A 17549-nucleotide genomic window follows, 5' to 3' on the forward strand; every position below is an offset into this window, starting at 1 on the left:
AATATGAAGCATTGTATTTTAATGACGGTTTATAAAGATGTTGAACAAATAAACCGCATAATAGAGTTTGCACCAGAAAACTTTGACTTTTATGTCCATATCGATAAAAAATCAAAGATAACTCGTTCTGATATATCTAAACGAGCTAATGTCTTTAGTGAGTATCGAATATACTGGGGAGCTGTAGAACATTTAAAGGCTTTTCTTTTCTTGATGAATAAAGCATTTCATTCAGAAAAGCGATATGATTTTTACCATCTAATAACAGGACAGGATTTTTATGCGACTTCATTTGACAACTTTGAAAAACTTCTGGAAAAAGATAAAATATATATAAGTTATTTCAATTTGCCAAGAAAAAAATGGTGGCATGGAGGGTTTGCAATAGTTCGTTATAAAAGCTTCGCCTCGAAACTAGATTTGAGAAAACGTAGTTGTAAAGTTTTGAATTATTTATATTATATCTGTCAACGTCTTTTCACAAGAGGTTGTGATTTGCCTTCTTATAGACTTTATGGAGGTTTGGTATATTGCTCAATTTGTGGGGGGGCAATAAAATGGGTCTTAGATTCTGAAATTTCTAGAGATTTATTGAACCGCTTAGAAAACACTACTTGTGGCGAAGAATTGTTTTTTCAAACAGTGTTACTGAATTCTCCATTTTCAGAAAATATCATAAATAATAATCTTCGTATTATGGATTGGAATGTTAAAAGTCCTCCAAAGGTATTAAGAGAAGAGGATTTCCATAAGATTATAGATAGCAACTGTTTGTTTTGTCGAAAAGTGGATTCTAAAGCATCCAAGATGCTAATTAAATTATTGATGAACAAAATTTGTTTAGGATGAATATAATTATTGGTATATTATTTTTTTATTTGGCCATAAAAGCGTATGGGAATTTTGTAACAGTTTTTCCATTTATATTGGTGACCTATACTCTTCTTGGAAGTTTTGTTGTTGGCTCTATAAGCCCATATAACTTTTTGTCTGTGATAGTTGCAACTATATTTTTTACTCGTTATAATCGATTTTTTGTATATTATAGGTCATTTCCATTTAAATCGACTATGTTTTTGTTTGCTCTATCAATGATATGTACGAATTTTTTCGTATCAGCAAAATATCGACATACTCCTACATTGGTATTTAATATTTGTCAATCTGTAGGCTATATCTATATAATATGGTATTTGTTACAGAATAATGCTCAAAAGGCTATTCGTGCTTTGGTAAAAACTGCTCTGGTTTTTGGATGCTTAGTATCATTATATGCTTTATTCGAAACTATAACTAGAAGTAATCCTCTATTGAAAAGTTTAGTTTTGAGTGGGTGCTATATTGAGTCTCCTTTTATTACAGAAATTAGATTTGGACTAAAACGTGCGCAGGCTATATTTTCTATGCATACTACGTTAGGTGGAGTTATGTTGTTCAATTATGCTTTGCTTTTGGTTGCTTACAAAACTGCATATATAAAAAAAACGAGATTAAATATAATTGCAATTTGCTTATGTGCAATGTGTGTTTTTCTTACAGGTGCCCGAAGCTGCATTATAGGTTTATTAATGTGTACTGGAATGTCATTTTCAAAATTGAAGGTTAGCCATATATTGCTTTTATGTTTTATAATTCCTTTTGTATTTATCTTTGCAGGCGATTATTTGTCGCAAATCTTCGATTCTATATTTAATACAGAGAAAGTAAATGGAAGCAACTCTGATATGCGCTTAATTCAATTTATGATTTCATGGGATTATATGATGCGTTCTCCGATTATAGGTAATGGACTTGGTTTCCTATATAATGATGTAGTTTTAAACCATGTAGAAAAAGAGTTATTTGGTGCAGAATCGTTGTGGTTTGGAGTAATTGCAGATCAAGGAATTTTAGGATTGGTTTCGTATTTACTTCTTTTTATTTCACCAATTTTATACTCATGGCGTAAAGATAATAAGTTTATAATATTATTTGTTATAGGAATTTTGGTTATGCATTCTTTATCAACAATTCCAGGCGTAAATCCTGCAATGGTTTTAGTGTTTACGTTGATATTTAATTATATGCAGGATACTGCTAAATCCGGAAAAATTAGAAAAACATGATAATTTCAATTATAGTTCCTATATATGGAGTAGAGCCATATATAAAGAAGTGTTTGATATCAATAATGTCGCAATCATTAACATCGGGGGTAGAATGTATTCTTGTAAATGATTGTACTAAAGACGAGAGTATTAATATTGCTCAGAAATTAATAGATGAACATAGGGGAAACATCAAGTTCAGAATCATCAATCGAGAAGAGAATGGAGGACTTTCTGCGGCTCGTAATACTGGTATTCTAGAAGCTAAGGGTGATTACCTTTATTTTTTGGATAGTGATGACTATATAACTCCAGATTGCATTAAGGTACTTGCAGAAACGGCTCAAAAGTTTCCTAAGGCTCAAATTGTGCAAGCAGGTGCTGAGGCTACCACAAAAGGTTTTGAATATTTGAGTTTAAAATCAACGAAATTAAAAGAATATACTGAAGATAAAAGATACATCAAACGTGAAATGCTGATGGCTCATTACCCACCGACGGCATGGAATAAGCTGATAAAGCGTGATTGGTTGTTGAAACATAATCTTTTTTTCAAGGAAGGTTTGCTTCATGAGGATGATTATTGGAATTTCTTCGCCGCTAAACATGTTACAGCGTATGCCATTTGCAAGCAAGATACTTATCTCTATAATATTCGACCTGGCAGCATCACTCAGGCTCCAAATGAACGAAATATCAAGTCTCGCTTAATTTCAGCCTTCGACTTTATGAATAATATAGATGACTTTTGCAAAAAAGAACAATTGGCTGTGATTTACAAATTGTTAATTGCAGATTTCCGAAAAATATCATTATCCAATAGTATGGCTTATTTACCATTGTTCTACAGTTTAAGTTCTATGTGTGGTATCGTTGGTAAAATAGCGATCTGCCTTGACCTTCATTTGCCAAAGTGTATCTTGAATACTCGACTAATGCAATTGTTTAACGATAAAATAATACCTCGATTGTTATGAATAAACATAAAATTTCAGTAATTATTCCGATATATAACTGTGCGGAATGGATAGAGAAATGCGTGAATAGTATTCTTAATCAGAAATTACCAAATTTCTATGAATTGCAAGTTGTTCTTGTGGATGATGGAAGTAGTGATAATTCAGGAAAGATTTGTGATACATTAGCTCATGAAAATTCTGTTGTGATAGTGATTCATCAGTCCAACGCAGGTGTGAGTGAAGCCCGAAATAAAGGAATTGATGTTTCTGATGGCGATTGGATTTGTTTTGTTGATGGTGATGATGTGCTTAAAGATGATGCTTTTATGATATTATCAGATCAAGAGGTTGCAGAACATGATATTGTACGATTTGGTGCTTATGTCTTCAGTGATACTTTGCCTCAATCATCTTTTGAAAAAAAATATAGTAAAGATAAAGATGAATATATCCAACTTGTTGTTCGTAGATTTGCAATGTTGGGCGTGTGTGGGGCTTTCTATAAAAGGGAGTTGTTTTTAAATAATAATATTCGTTTTCAAAACGGCATACGTATGGGAGAAGATTGGATGGTTTTGTTTAAGCTTTTGGTTAAGGCTGAATCTTTCACCTATATAGACAAGGAACTTTATGGTTACCGTGTGAATGATAATAGCGTAACAAGGCGTTTGGTTTCATCTGTTCGCCCAGATGCTCTCATAGCTTTGAATCACATAATAGATTATGCAAAAGAAAATAAATATGTCATATCTTTAAAAGATATTGCTATTGCTCGATCGGACATTAGACGCAATATGATGAAAGAGGCTATACTAAATAAGAATAAGGAGTTTTTTATTAATACAGATAATGCTTTAAAAAAATATGCTCCTCAAAGTTTTTGGGCAGATGTATGGTATAGCCAGAAGTTTAAGCATAAGGTTGGCTTTGTTTTATATTTATGTATGGATAAATTGTATAGATTTCTTTTTTTGATAATTGGTTTAAGATTCGTAAATGGTCTTTTGTGAGTATTCTTTTACCTTTTCACCCATTAATCAACTTCCGGGTGCAAAGGTAAAAGAATACTTACGATATATTTAGATGCTCCTATTTACCTATGGAGAAGTACTCCTGCTTTTGCTTTGGGAATGCTTTACAGGTTTTACGAGGATACTGTTTTAAACTGTAAGAGACGCACGATGATTTTCAATATCATTATGGCCTTTGTGCTCTTTGTTATAGCTAACGTATTGGCACTAAAAGAATTAAATTTTCTCTTTATTTGTATAATGGTTTTCGGTGCATTTTCTTTATTTAGTATCAAAAACAACAGAGTAATTTTATTTTTTAACAGAATCTCTTTTGAAATCTATTTAGTACAATCGATAGCTATAGGCTTAGTGAGTTTACTGCCTTTAAGTAAAACATATTTGTTTTGTTTTTTAGTAGTAGTTGTAGATATTGGCTTAGCTGTAGCTTTAAATAGGTATTCTGTATATATGAAGAAGATAGTCTTGTAGTATTCTTTTTGTAAAGCTTACCAGGTTGTAGAGATAGAAGAAAGATAATCGATGGTTATGATCCTACTTGGTCTTACATCGGGCACTGTCTAGGTTGGTTGCATAAGTAATAATGCTATTATAGATTATGTACTGCTGGTAGTGGTGTCGTTGGTGAGTTAGATGTGGAGAGGAATATATAAAGGTGCAATGTTGATTTTCAAAAAATAATTTGATGCAATACAATTTCAAGACATTTAATGTTGGTGTAGGCGATTGTATTACCTTGTTGTTAAAAAATGGCGACAAGGAAATGCATATTATGGTGGATTGTGGTCTCTACACTCAAGAAGTTAATGACTACATTGTGAATGAATTTCATGGTTATATTGATTATCTGATCGTTACGCATATAGATAATGATCATATCAATGGATTGATAAGGATGCTGAAATCCAAACCGAACCTAACCATCAATCATATCTTTTATAATTGCTATCAGCGGACTTCTGAAAATCTGCAGGAATGGGATGAGAAGATGGTGGAGAATATGAAGCGAGTTTTCGACCATTTACCTGTTGTTGTCGATATGCTGGAACAGAAAATTAATGCAGAAACTTCAATGTCTCTTGCAAAATTGATATTAGAAAACGATAATTGGAAGAAGGCATGGCGTAGGGAGTATATCATAGACGAAAGTTCTATGGTTGATCTGGGGAATGATATGGGACGCATAATCTTCCTGTCTCCAAATAAGAAGGCATTGGATACTTTGGACAAGAAATACCGATTACTATTTTGGAAAACCTTATATAAGCCCAAAAAACTTGATTATGATAAGGAAGAAACCATATACGAATCATTGATGCGTATAATGGAGCAAGAAGATAACGAAGGGTTTGATGAGGAGCCTGTATCATCTAAAGTTCTTGATGAGAATGCCTTGAAGTTTTATGCGGCTGAAAAAATGAAGGATTTATCTCCGGAAAATGAAGCCTCAATTGCATTTATATGGGAGCATGAAGGACATAGAATCTTGTTTATGGGTGATGCTAATCCTAACCAGGTAGTGAAAAAAATAGGGGATGTTTATAATGATGCCCCAAAGCCTGTATTGTTTGATGCCATCAAAATATCGCATCATGGTAGTGCGCATAGTACATCTAAAGAATTGGTAAATGTTGCTGATAGCGAACGTTATTTTGTAACAGGAGGTGCAAGCGCCAGACCAAGTTACCAAGCCTTGGCTCGTATTATCATTGCTCCACTTCCTGAAGATTTATCTCATCGGGAAATCAGATACAATAGAGAAAATGATATATTGAAGTCGCTTGCCAGTAACGAATCTTTGAAAGATAAGCTACATTATTCAATAATAGCTAATGCAAATGAGTATGAAGTATCCTATTGATATACGAAAGGCTATTTATGCTTCTGTCGTGCCTGTAAAATGTGACACAGAAAGAGGAACAGCTTTCTTTATCGCTCCTGATACATTGGTTACGGCTCGACATATTGTTGCGCAAAATGCAGTAAATGGTGTCCCCGTCTTTATCTCTACTGATAAACAGGTGCTTTGTGATGTGGAGTATATTGCGGAAGAAGGGGTCAATGTGAATGTTGTGTTGCTAAGATGCAAGGATTATCAGCAAGAGGATTACTTAAAGTTGCTGGCTGCGGTGTTTAATGAGGACAGACAGCTTACCATAGTTGGTTATCCGAAGGAGTTTGGCAACTGTTCCGATATCATTAGCATGGAGGTGCAGGACAGACTCGGTAACAGAAAGGAAGACTATGATACAACTGTAGTAAGAACTGATTCTCTGGCTTTCACTTCTTATAAAGGATTCTCTGGGTCACCAGTGCTCAATGAAAAGGGCTCGGTGATAGGAATAACAGTCAACCAACTTGGCGGCAGTTTGGGGTATACTTCAATCAAAAGCCTTGCTACCCGATTTGAAAACCACAATGTGGTTGTTTCCAAGGATTGGCAAAGTGAAGACTTCTCACCTTGTGGCAGAGGTACAAGCCAAAGGCAAGTGGAAAAGGCTGTAGGGTATGCGGCGTTGAGGTATAATAGAGATTTGCATGTAAGTAATGCCACGTTGGATGGTGAGTTGGATTTGTTTGCACAGAGAAGGCAGAGTATTGATTTAGAAGAAAAGTTGAGGAAAATAGAGTCTGATGCCTTAGGCTACAATTTTGATTTTAGTGAAAGCTTAAATGAGTATCAAAAAGGAGATTATGACAATCTGCAGAAAATTCTATATAATTGGCATAATTCACATGAAGAAAAGGATTTCACCTCATTCACCTTAAAATTCTTTCAAGACAACTACATAAAATTTCCGGAACTCATAGAGGAGTGGCATAGAAGCCAAAAACAAATTGTGTTGTTCAAAGGCAAAGCTGGAATGGGTAAGACGCACTATGTTTGTGCAACAGCAGAAAGGCTTTGCAAAAAGATGAATGTTTATCTGTTGTTTGGCAGTAGATTTTCAGAAGAACAAGATTTTGAAACCCAATTATATAGCATGATGGGTATTGGTGAGAATGCTCTTCAAAAACTCAACGGCAAGATGATGGAAGAGAATTCCAATGCCCTTATCATTATAGATGCCTTGAATGAGGGAGCTACAGAAAACTTTTGGAACGTGGCGATGAAGAGAATGGAAACCTTGCTCAAACTGTATGACAGACTCAAACTACTGATTACCTATCGTGATGATGAAGAATTCGATTTGAGCATTCCATGCAGCATAATAGAACTCAGAGGGTTTGAAGATAATACGCAAGAAGCTATACAAAAGTATTTTGCTCATTATCAGATAGACGATACTGATGGTAATATTCAAAAGAGATATTTTGCGGAATTTAGCGAGCCTCTGTTTCTGACCATGTTTTGCATTGTTGCAAGTCATGATCTGCGATATATGATGGACGACTTTACTTATTCTGACCTTTTCCATCAATATATCAAATACCGTAATGACATTGTTTCAAAAGGCGTGGATGAGGATTCTCATCGCAATGTGACAGAAAATGCACTCATGAAATTTGCCAATTACTCGCTGTACTACAATCAATGTCGTGATATTTCCCGTCAGAAAGCAAGGCATTATGCTGATCAAATATGCAGAAACAGAACGTGGTCGAACAATCTGTTGAACTGGATATTGAAGGAGAATTTGATGTTATCTACGGGGCAACAGGGTGAACGGCTTATGTTTGGATACCAGAAAATGGGTGATTTTCTGATGGCAGATATATTTGCGCATAATAAAATGACTGATGCAGCCAAAGTAGATTTTATACTTGAGAAAGGTACGCATAGGGAGTATGCAAGCTATCGTCGTTTCATTATAGCCTTGTTGTCTGAATGGGAACTTACATCTCAATTGCTTGAACGGAAGATTGCGACAAAAATGCATCATTTGATACTTGCCAGTTTGCGCCATCACGGAAAGAACGATCAAGTGATTTTTGAATGGATGCAAACCAACAATATCTATAGCGTAAGAATACTACATGACTTCCTTAAAGACATAACTATAGACGTTTTTATGTCTGCCCATCAAAAACTTAAAAGTATAGATATAGCTCATCGAGATAAAGTTTGGTCAACAATGGTAAATCAGGAGTATTCGCATCGGTTGGATGCACAAAGGTTTGCAGACTTCATTGCCATAATTCCACGTGAAGATACAGATGAAGGATGGAGTAAGGTTGTTCTTTTGCTTTGTTGGATGTGTACCTCTCCTCATCCATATGTAAGAGGGGCTGTTATGAGAAAGTTGGTCGAGATATTCTGTAACAAGACTCAAATGGCTCTTTTCGCACTAAACGAATTCTTTGATTGCAATGATCCATACGTTGTACAAGTCATCACATGTGCCATCTATGGATACTTGCTTAGAAAACGTGATGCAACCGAAGCTGCTAAGATTGCAGATTTGATATTGCAGTTCTTTTACCAAAACCATAAAGCGCCTGAAGATATATTGGTGCGCCAATGGACAATGTTGACTTTGGCTTTAGCCGATGAACTGAATGGAATAAATACTCACTTTAGTGCTATAAGACCACCTTTCGTTTCTAAGAATCCTTATGATTTGGTTGTTGACAAGGCTGAAGAAATATCTAAGGATTATTTTGGTTTAAGTAACGGTTCTTGGAAGATGTATAAAACACTTTATGGATTTTCTGATTTCCGAAGGTATATTATAGGAACAAATAGCCGTGCAAACAGTGATGTTTTTTTGAAAAAAGAAGGTACTCACGTTAAGGCTCTGCTACTTGCAGATATCATATTGATGGTTGCCAATATTGCCAAGCATGATTTCCACTGGAATGATGACTTAGGCAAATTGGATGACAATGTTTATTCTGAAGGAAGGTACAACAACCTGACTGAGCGTTTTGGGAAAAAATATCTTTGGTTGGCTTTGTACAAGGCTGATACATTATTGAGCGACCATTTCAAGGTTGCAGATGGTTGTAATTATTTGTATTCTCCGACAGAAAAAGACATAGAGCCAACTCCTTATCCATGGCATACAAGAGAATATTCAAGGATAGATCCTACTATTTTGAATGCTTCTGATGCGCAGGCTTACACTTCGTTTCAAGCTGACGAGTTGGAGGATATACAGTCAGAAACGAATGAGCAATGGATGTCGAAAGAACATCAAATTCCAAAACCGAGATTAATGTTGAAAGATACTGATGGCTCAGAGTGGATAGTGTTGACGTGTTATGATGGTTATAGGCTTGATGCAGAAGAAGGCACTGTAAAGGATTTGTTTTTGTTCTCTAATGCCGCTTTTATCAAGTATAAGGAACTTGAGATTTTTTGGAGATGGGCTGCTATGCAGAATTTCTATGGACGATGGATGCCTGAACGCAGGAATGGTAGCATAGATTATCTTTGGAACGAATACCCTTGGGCTGAAACTTATAAGCGAACTCTTCGTGATGTTGATGATTGGGAAAATTCTGGTAAAGGAGCAACCTTTAAAATCAATCTTTCATACGAAGCCCAATTACAGGAAGAATGGATTGGGTTGGATGAAACGGAAATGTATTTGAAAGAAGTAAGTATGCCGAATCACCTTGTAATGGAAGCATTAAACTTATATACCGCAGAGCGTGGTGTTATCAGAGCTAAAAGTGATAATACAATTGTGGCAAGAAACTTTTCTATCGGCAAAATGAATGGATTAGTCATGAGAAAGGAGTATTTGGATCAATATCTTTCAGAACATAACCTTGCTTTAGTCTTCTATTCGCTTGGTGAGAAATATATCATTCAGAAAGGAACTTATCAAAGCATGGGACAAAGATATGATTTATCAGGAGCGTACTGCTACCATGATAACTCTTTTGATGAGATACAGCCTATGCATATCAGTAATACGTTATAAAAAATGAAAGTACTATTAATCGACGTATATAATTATAATAAAGGTGGTGCGGAAACGGTTTGCTTCAATACTGGTAAACTGTTAGAGGAGCATGGCCACCAAGTGGTTTACTTTACCTTGAAGTGGGAAGAGAATAATCCTTCGCCTTATAGCAAGTATTTCCCTGAATCGAAGGAAACCCGTAAGGGACCTTTGAAACAGGTGAAGAATATGGTTAACTATTTCTATCACTTTGAAGCTGCAAAGAAGATGGAACAGTTGATTAAGGACGAACGTCCTGATATCGCCCATATTCATCTGATGTGGGGACAGATTACTCCTTCCATCTTTCCGGTTCTGAGGAAATATCATATTCCAATCTTATTCACCGTGCATGACTATCGTATCGTGTGTCCTGCCTATACTTTCAGGGATGGCAGTGGTCGGATTTGTGAGGATTGTAAGGGTAAGTACTTCTATAAATGCTTTACCCACACCTGTTGTAAAGGTAGTAAGGTGATGAGTGCGGTGATGACAGCAGAGCAGTATTTCCGCAATGCCTTCTTCAATCCAGCCAAGTATGTCGATGGTTTCCTGTATGTGAGCAACTTTGCGAGGGATATACAGGAGAAGTATATGCCGGCAGTGAAGAATATACCGAACATTACGCTCTATAATTTCTCTACTTCTATAGCAGAAACACCCAAGACAATGTCTAAAGAGAAATACTTCCTGTATTTTGGAAGATTGTCGTATGAAAAAGGTGTTAGAACGTTGCTGGAAGCTTTCAAGGATTTACCAGAGTGTAAACTGAAGGTGGTCGGTACAGGACCGAAAGAAGATGGACTCAAAGAGTTTGTTCGTACTTATGGGATGAAGAATGTGGAGTTCCTGGGATACAAGCGAGGTAAGGAATTAAAAGACTTGGTTGCTAATGCTTACTTTGTAATTGTACCATCTGAATGGTATGAGAACAATCCGATGACGATAATTGAGGCTTATTCTGCTGGTACTCCTGTTATTGGCGCCAGGATAGGTGGTATTCCGGAAATCGTCGTGAAAGGTGAAACGGGTTATCAGTTTGAAAGTGGAAATAGCAAAGAGTTGAGAGAAGTTGTTGTAAAGGCAAATTCTTTATCAGCTGAAAATTATATGAATTATAGTGCAGGGGCAATCAAATTTGCTCATGATAAATTAAGTTTGGATAATTATTATCCAAGATTAAGCGCTTTCTATGAAAGCTTCTTGAAAAAATAATCAAATAAAATGAAAATAGTTGTAACAGGTACTCGTGGTATCCCGAATATCATGGGTGGCGTGGAGACGCATTGTGAGGAATTGTTCCCTAGAATGGTGGAGCGTGGGTATGACGTAACGCTGATCCGTCGCTCGAACTATGTGAAGGATGACTTGCATGAATGGAAGGGGGTGAAACTGGTAACGATTCCTTCTCCTAAGAAGAAGAGTTTCGAGGCCATCATCCATACTTTCCGTGCCATCAATGAGGCGAAGAAGTTGGGCGCAGATGTATTGCATATCCATGCCATCGGTCCTGCGCTGCTGGTTCCATACGCCAAACTGCTGGGCATGAAGGTGGTGTTTACACATCATGGTCCTGACTATGACAGGGACAAGTGGGGATTTGCTGCCAAGACAATCCTGAAGATGGGTGAACGTATGGGCTGCATGTTTGCCGATGATGTCATCGTCATCTCGAATGTCATCAAGAACCTCATTGCCCGTAAATATGGAAGGACGAAGAATGTACACCTTATATATAATGGTGTTTCTGAGCCTGAAATCTGCGACTATCCTGAATATTTCAAGGAACTGGGGATAGAGAAAGGCAAGTATATCCTGGGAATGTGCAGATTTGTGCCTGAGAAGAACCTGCATCATCTGGTGGAAGCGATGATTAAAGTGAAGAATGAAGAACGAAGAGTGAAGAATTCTAATGCCGATGAGATAAAGTTAGTGCTGGCTGGTGATACGGACTTCGAGGATGAGTATTCGTTGGGATTGAAGCAGATGGCAAGGGAGAATGGTGTGGTGCTTACTGGCTTTATCAAGGGCAGAAAGCTTCATTCGCTGTTAACGAATTGCCGTTGCTATTGTCTTCCGTCTTCGCACGAAGGTTTGCCGATTGCCCTGTTGGAGGCGATGAGCTATGGTGTAAAGGTAGTAGTGAGCGATATTCCTGCGAATCTGGAGGTTGGCTTACCAAAGGATGATTACTTCCATTGTGGCAACGTGGATGAACTTTCTGAAAAGCTCGGAAAGATTATCGAGACTCCATTGCAGCATGTGAATTACGACATGAGCAAGTATGATTGGGACCGGATTGCTGATGAAGTAGGAGGAGTGTATCAAGGGTTGAAGGAATGATGATAGTATCAAAGCAACATCAGATATTCTTTGATTTCCTAAGGTTCAGCATCGGCCCAAAGTCAGAGATTCCTTCTTCCTTGAAGGAGGCGGATTGGAAGGCACTATATGCTATCGCCCAGAAGCAATGTCTGGTGGGTATTCTCTTTGATGGTATCAAGAAGTTGCCTGCTGAATATGTAGGGATGAAGAAGGAGTTGCTGCTCCAATGGATGGCAGAAAGCCAGATGTTGGAGAAGGCGAATGTTCGGCTGAACGATGCTGCCATTCAGGTTTCTGAGTGGTTCCGAAAGAAGGGATTCAGAACCTGTATCTTGAAAGGGCAGGGAAATGCATTGATGTATCCGAATCCTTATTCCCGTACGCCTGGTGATATTGATATCTGGGTGGAAGGTGGAGATAAACGGGTTATCTCCTTTGTCCGCTCTATCTCGCCTCATGAAAAGGCGTGCTATCACCACATCGAGTTCCCATCGTATAAGGGTGTGGAGGTGGAAGTGCATTATCGACCTAGCTTCCTGCTGTGCTTCTGGAATAACAGAAAACTTCAGAAATATTATGAGAGGGTGAAGGAGGAGCAGTTCTCGCATCGGGTGATGTTGGGAGAGCAAGGGGAGGTTGCGATTCCGACAACGGAGTTTAATCTCATCTTCCAGTTAACGCATATCTTCTCGCATCTGATGAATGAGGGGATTGGGTTAAGGCAGCTGGTGGATTATTACTATGTTCTTTGCGACTTTTATAAAGTCTATCAAAATTTTTCGAATCCCTCCGTCTCCCTTTCCAAAGGGAGCTCCACTTTTTCCCCAAGCCCCTCTTCCTCAGGAAGCGGGGATGTAACCGCACCTTCTCGGTGCTCGGAACCGCTACGCTCTAAGGATGGCGGACCATCAAAGGTCTCGCCAAATTGTGCGGGATGGGACCGCCGGGATGCTATTGGGGATATGACTTCTGCAACTGCTTCTACTGACTCTTCTGCAACTGCTGCTCGCTCTTCTTCTACTGCTATTGATAGGGTGCAGAAGGAATTGAAGGAGTTGGGGTTGTGGAAGTTTGCCGGGGGTATCATGTATATCATGCAGGAGGTGTTCGGCATGCCTGCCTCTCGCCTTATTGTTCCTCCGAATGAGAAGTATGGTAAGTTTGTGCTGAACGAGGTGCTGGAAGCCGGGAACTTCGGAAGGCATGATGCCCGGAATCGGTTTGGTAGGTCACAACTTGGACATAATCTCCAAAGGGTGTATAGGGATATAAGACTCGTGAAGTATTTTCCTGCTGAGGCTATGAGTGAGCCTTTGTTTAGAACTTGGCACTTCTTCTGGAGGGTAAAGAATAAGAAATAACGATATATCGGGCGAATGGCTCCTTATCTCCTTTTTAATGAAGCGACTTTTTGGTGAAAGAATTTAGTAGCCGATTCTTAGAAAAAGAAACTTTAAAATAATATACGTATGACAGCATTAGTATCAGTAATGAATAAGCACGCTGTTGTAATAGCGGCAGATAGTGCAATAACTGTAACAACTCCCTATGGGCATAAGGTTATAAATAGTGCAAACAAAGTTTTTGCTCTATCTAAGTATCACCCTGTTGGAATCATGTTTTGTGGTAATGCTAATTTTATGAGTACTCCTATAGAGGTTATTGTAAAATTGTATAGAAAGCAATTGAAAGATAGATGTTTTGCAACGATTTCTGAATATTTATCTGATTTTCTAGGGTTTATTAAGAATAACCATTATTTTTGTTCTGCAGAAATGCAAAATGCAAATATGGAGAACGAGATAGAAAATTTCTATACGTTGGTCTTTAAGATAGCAGCAAATACTGCAAATGAAAAGAAAAGTTTATTTCTAAACGAATTTATTCTGCAGCTAAATAGTATTGTTGTTAATTCTTGTGAGAATTGTACTTCATTTCAGAATTTTCTAGAAAAAGACTTCGTTCAATCCATCAAGGGACATTGCGCAAAAATAATAGCTAAACATGAAGATGTATTTGGAGATAATGCTCCTCTGAAAAGACTCTTTATTAAGGCTTTTGCTAAATTTGTAGCTCATGGAAATAGTAATTTCGCTAATGAAACGCAGATTGTAGTTGTAGGGTATGGGGATAAAGAAATATTTCCTTCTCTTCGTTCTGTATGTTTATATTGGGGATTTTATGAATATTTTCGTTATAACAGTTATATTTCAGCTGGTATTACAGAAGATAATTCTGCATCAATTTGTAGATTTGGGCAAACTGATATAATCAATACTTTCATAAATGGAATCAATGACAATCTGAAAAAAGCTTTATATGATATTTTTGGAAATTTTACTTCTCAATTGAAAAATCTGATGATAAATAATGTTGATACTCAATACTCCAAAGATATTATAAATTCGGCAATTGATGAAGGTAAACTGGTTGCTACATTGGGTGCAACATTGGATAATATCATTAGAGAAACGTCAATAGCGCCTTTGATGAGTTCTTTAGGCATATTAGACAAAGAAGATATGGCAGAACTTGTTGAAAGTTTAATTTCTATAACTCACTTGAATCGGCGTATTACTATGTCTGAAGAGGGAGTCGGTGGTCCTATTGATGTTGCCATTATATCTAAAGGGGATGGTTTTGTATGGAAAAAACGTAAGCACTATTTCAAACCAGAGTTAAATCAGATGTTTTTTGATAATTATTTTAGGAGTTAAAGGTATGGTTAATATTTTGAATCTTGCTGAAGTTCAAGAACAGAAGCAAATTGATGAGATAACAAAATGTATTGTTGATTCTTTAATCAATGAAGTGGAAAAAAGTCTTTCTAAAACAAAGATAGAAAGATGATCTGCTTAAAACTGTTTCATTAAATAAGTAATAACTATGTATATTGAAATTTGGGTATTTGCATTATCACTATTGGCAGCTTTGTTGGTAGATGGATTGATAGGTTATTTGTTTCGTTCAAGATTCAATAAACATCTTGGTTCTGATGTGACTTGCTAAATTTGCTAACGATGCTTCATCAATGGTTCACTTGCGTTCATCTCCTTGACACATACCTTGCCAACCTTACGGAAGACTTTCAATTGTCGTTCACTACCCATCAGTTTCCATCAGAGCAGCACAAAGTAGTTTGCAATCAGCACCTGCATGCCGAATGCGGTGGGTCTGCCTCCATCTCTTTAGAAGTTAAGGCAATAGACGAATTGATAGAAGATACCGTATTGCATTCTCACTTGGCGCAAGCTGGCTATGAGAGGGTAAAAAAACTCTTTGTGTTGCCGAAGGAAATTGAGGCTTGTAGGGAGTGTTATGGGAGATTATAGGTGGTAAGGATGGTATTTATGAAAAACATAAGAGGGTGTGTCATAAGTCTGTGACGCACCCTTTTTTTGTGTGTGTTTCTATATATTCTAGTTGAATCGTAGTCTTTCTTCACAAAGGGAATCTTATTATATTGTATAGAAACTTTACTTTTCTTGTTTTATCGATAACAAAACAGCCCCAAAGCCCACAAAAGGGCATAGTTATCCCTGACGATAAAACAACCAAAATTGAGTTTTATCGTTTTATACCCAAATATTTCTTCAAATTGAATCCCATTCCGAACAATCCTAGATCCATGTAAACCTTGTCCATTCCAAAATGCCTGAATCGCTTATAATGCATATCTGCCTTCATCTGCCCAAATACAGCTTCCGGCTCTATCGGTCGCTGGCTTCTGTGTTTCAAGCCCTCTTCAGACGTTAGTAGCAGGAAGGCTTCCTTTTTATATGCATTCAGTTTATGGTTGACATATATGGTTCTGTTGCCTTTGGATTTCTTGCAGAGACTTCCAAGCGGACATCCATCACATCGTTGTGCTCTATATAATGTAATGACAGACACATAGCCGGAGTCACTTTTCGTTTGCCGTTGTCCACAAGGTTCCATGTGTTGTCCCATGGGGCAGACATAATAGTCATCATCCCTGTTGTAGTAGAAGTTCGCTTGGTTGAAGGCATCCTCCTTGAAAGGCTTATGCTGTTCCTTGTGAAACCAGTTGTACTTTACATAACCCATCATTTCTTCCATCTCTAGGTACTCGTAGTTCTCCTCCGAGCCATACCCTGAGTCTGCGGTGACGCTCTTGGATTGCTTTCCATATCTTTTCTTGTACTTATCCAAAAAAGGCTTGAAGGTCAGGGTGTCTGTTGGATTGGGATAAAGGGCGAAATTCGTCCAATATTGATTCTCTGTCGCAATTTGAAGGTTATAGGCAGGCTTTGTCTGCCCATTGTTCATGGCATCTTCCTTGAGGCGCATGAAGGTCGCATCGGGATCAGTCTTGGAGTAACTGTTTCTCTCGCCCAGTATATCCAGTGATTTTTCATACTCGCACAGTTTGTCCGAGGCTTTGAACAAGTGATCTATCTGAGTATTTAGCTTTTGCTTCTCTCTTCCTGTAAGCTTTGCCTTAGGAAGGTTCTTAGCTTGCCTCTCACACAAACGTGCACTTCTCTCTACATCCTTGGCGGAAGTGGCTGGCTCGCTGTCTTCTTCCTTAATGTCACTCCCGCCATTCAGGCGAATTTGTTCTTTTATCTGAGCCAATGCAGCAGAGGTCTTTTCCAAGAGCTTAGCCCTGTTCTTTTCCACAGTCTTCTTCCATACAAACGTGTACTTGTTTGCTTTCGACTCTATCTTAGTGCCATCAACATATTGTTCCTCCAGACTAATCACGCCCTTTTCAACCAATATGGAGACGACTGCATCAAAATAAAAGTCGATGCATTTAATCATATGATTGGATCTAAAGCGGTTGATTGTTGCGAAAGATAATTGCTTACCTCCACAAATCCACATATAGCGAACATCGTATTTAAGTGCGTCCGCTATGCCACGACAGGAATAAACGCCATTGATATAGGCAAAAACAACTAAACTTAGAAGCATCTTCGGACTGTAAGGAGGAGCACCAATCCCATCATAGGTATCCATGAGAGGGTTGATGTCCATACTGCGAACAATACGATCCACCATACGAACTTTGCTGTCTTTTGGCACATAATCATCGAAAGAGTTAGGAAAAAAGCTCAATTCGTGCCGAGTTTCAGATTTTATTTGTATCTTTGCCATACTTAAAGAAGTTTTCTGCAAAGATACAAATCTTTTGCGGAAAGGCAAAGCCCGAGCTTGTGAAAGTTTGGGCTTTGTTGTAAATAAAAATGTTTTTTAAAGATTTCGTATCTGTGAAAAGGCAAAAAA

General features: G+C 37.6%; 12 protein-coding genes. 11 read left to right on the forward strand and 1 reads right to left on the reverse strand.

What is annotated here, in order from left to right:
• Positions 1-3: 3 nt before the first annotated feature.
• The 11 genes from ONT08_RS15395 to ONT08_RS15445 all read left to right on the forward strand — a co-directional run bounded on the left by ONT08_RS15395 (position 4) and on the right by ONT08_RS15445 (position 15146).
• Positions 4-849, forward strand: coding sequence for a beta-1,6-N-acetylglucosaminyltransferase (locus ONT08_RS15395; RefSeq protein WP_264960386.1), 846 nt, complete (start codon positions 4-6; stop codon positions 847-849).
• Complete coding sequence (locus tag ONT08_RS15400; RefSeq protein ID WP_264960387.1) at positions 846-2105, forward strand: O-antigen ligase family protein; 1260 nt, start codon at positions 846-848, stop codon at positions 2103-2105. Before ONT08_RS15395 ends, ONT08_RS15400 begins: the two co-directional genes overlap by 4 nt.
• Positions 2102-3064, forward strand: coding sequence for a glycosyltransferase family 2 protein (locus tag ONT08_RS15405; RefSeq protein WP_264960388.1), 963 nt, complete (start codon positions 2102-2104; stop codon positions 3062-3064). Before ONT08_RS15400 ends, ONT08_RS15405 begins: the two co-directional genes overlap by 4 nt.
• The gene (locus ONT08_RS15410) at positions 3061-4056 is read left to right on the forward strand and encodes a glycosyltransferase (protein WP_264960389.1); all 996 of its coding nucleotides are present in this window, start codon (positions 3061-3063) and stop codon (positions 4054-4056) included. The genes ONT08_RS15405 and ONT08_RS15410 overlap by 4 nt, the downstream gene beginning before the upstream one ends.
• A 706-nt stretch (positions 4057-4762) precedes the next feature.
• Positions 4763-5938 carry an MBL fold metallo-hydrolase gene (locus ONT08_RS15415; RefSeq protein WP_264960401.1) on the forward strand — a complete coding sequence of 392 codons (1176 nt, stop codon included), beginning with the start codon at positions 4763-4765 and terminating at the stop codon, positions 5936-5938.
• Positions 5922-9950, forward strand: coding sequence for a trypsin-like peptidase domain-containing protein (locus ONT08_RS15420; protein ID WP_264960390.1), 4029 nt, complete (start codon positions 5922-5924; stop codon positions 9948-9950). The genes ONT08_RS15415 and ONT08_RS15420 overlap by 17 nt, the downstream gene beginning before the upstream one ends.
• 3 nt (positions 9951-9953) lie before the next feature.
• On the forward strand, positions 9954-11186 hold the full coding sequence (locus ONT08_RS15425) for a glycosyltransferase family 4 protein (protein WP_264960391.1): 1233 nt from the start codon (positions 9954-9956) through the stop codon (positions 11184-11186).
• 9 nt (positions 11187-11195) lie between these two features.
• Positions 11196-12314: a glycosyltransferase family 4 protein gene (locus tag ONT08_RS15430; RefSeq protein ID WP_264960392.1), complete on the forward strand. Its 1119-nt coding sequence runs from the start codon at positions 11196-11198 to the stop codon at positions 12312-12314.
• Positions 12311-13657, forward strand: a complete 1347-nt coding sequence (locus ONT08_RS15435) for a nucleotidyltransferase domain-containing protein (protein WP_264960393.1) — start codon at positions 12311-12313, stop codon at positions 13655-13657. Before ONT08_RS15430 ends, ONT08_RS15435 begins: the two co-directional genes overlap by 4 nt.
• Before the next feature lie 108 nt (positions 13658-13765).
• Positions 13766-15013, forward strand: a complete 1248-nt coding sequence (locus ONT08_RS15440; protein WP_264960394.1) for a hypothetical protein — start codon at positions 13766-13768, stop codon at positions 15011-15013.
• A gap of 4 nt (positions 15014-15017) precedes the next feature.
• Positions 15018-15146: a hypothetical protein gene (locus ONT08_RS15445; RefSeq protein ID WP_254954737.1), complete on the forward strand. Its 129-nt coding sequence runs from the start codon at positions 15018-15020 to the stop codon at positions 15144-15146.
• Between the two features lie 717 nt (positions 15147-15863).
• Here ONT08_RS15445 and ONT08_RS15450 read toward each other — a convergent pair.
• Complete coding sequence (locus ONT08_RS15450) at positions 15864-17420, reverse strand: IS1182 family transposase (RefSeq protein ID WP_118200255.1); 1557 nt, start codon at positions 17418-17420, stop codon at positions 15864-15866.
• Between the last annotated feature and the right edge of the window lie 129 nt (positions 17421-17549).

Origin of the sequence: Segatella copri (assembly GCF_026015465.1) — a bacterium.
Classification (GTDB): Bacteria; Bacteroidota; Bacteroidia; order Bacteroidales; family Bacteroidaceae; genus Prevotella; species Prevotella copri_E.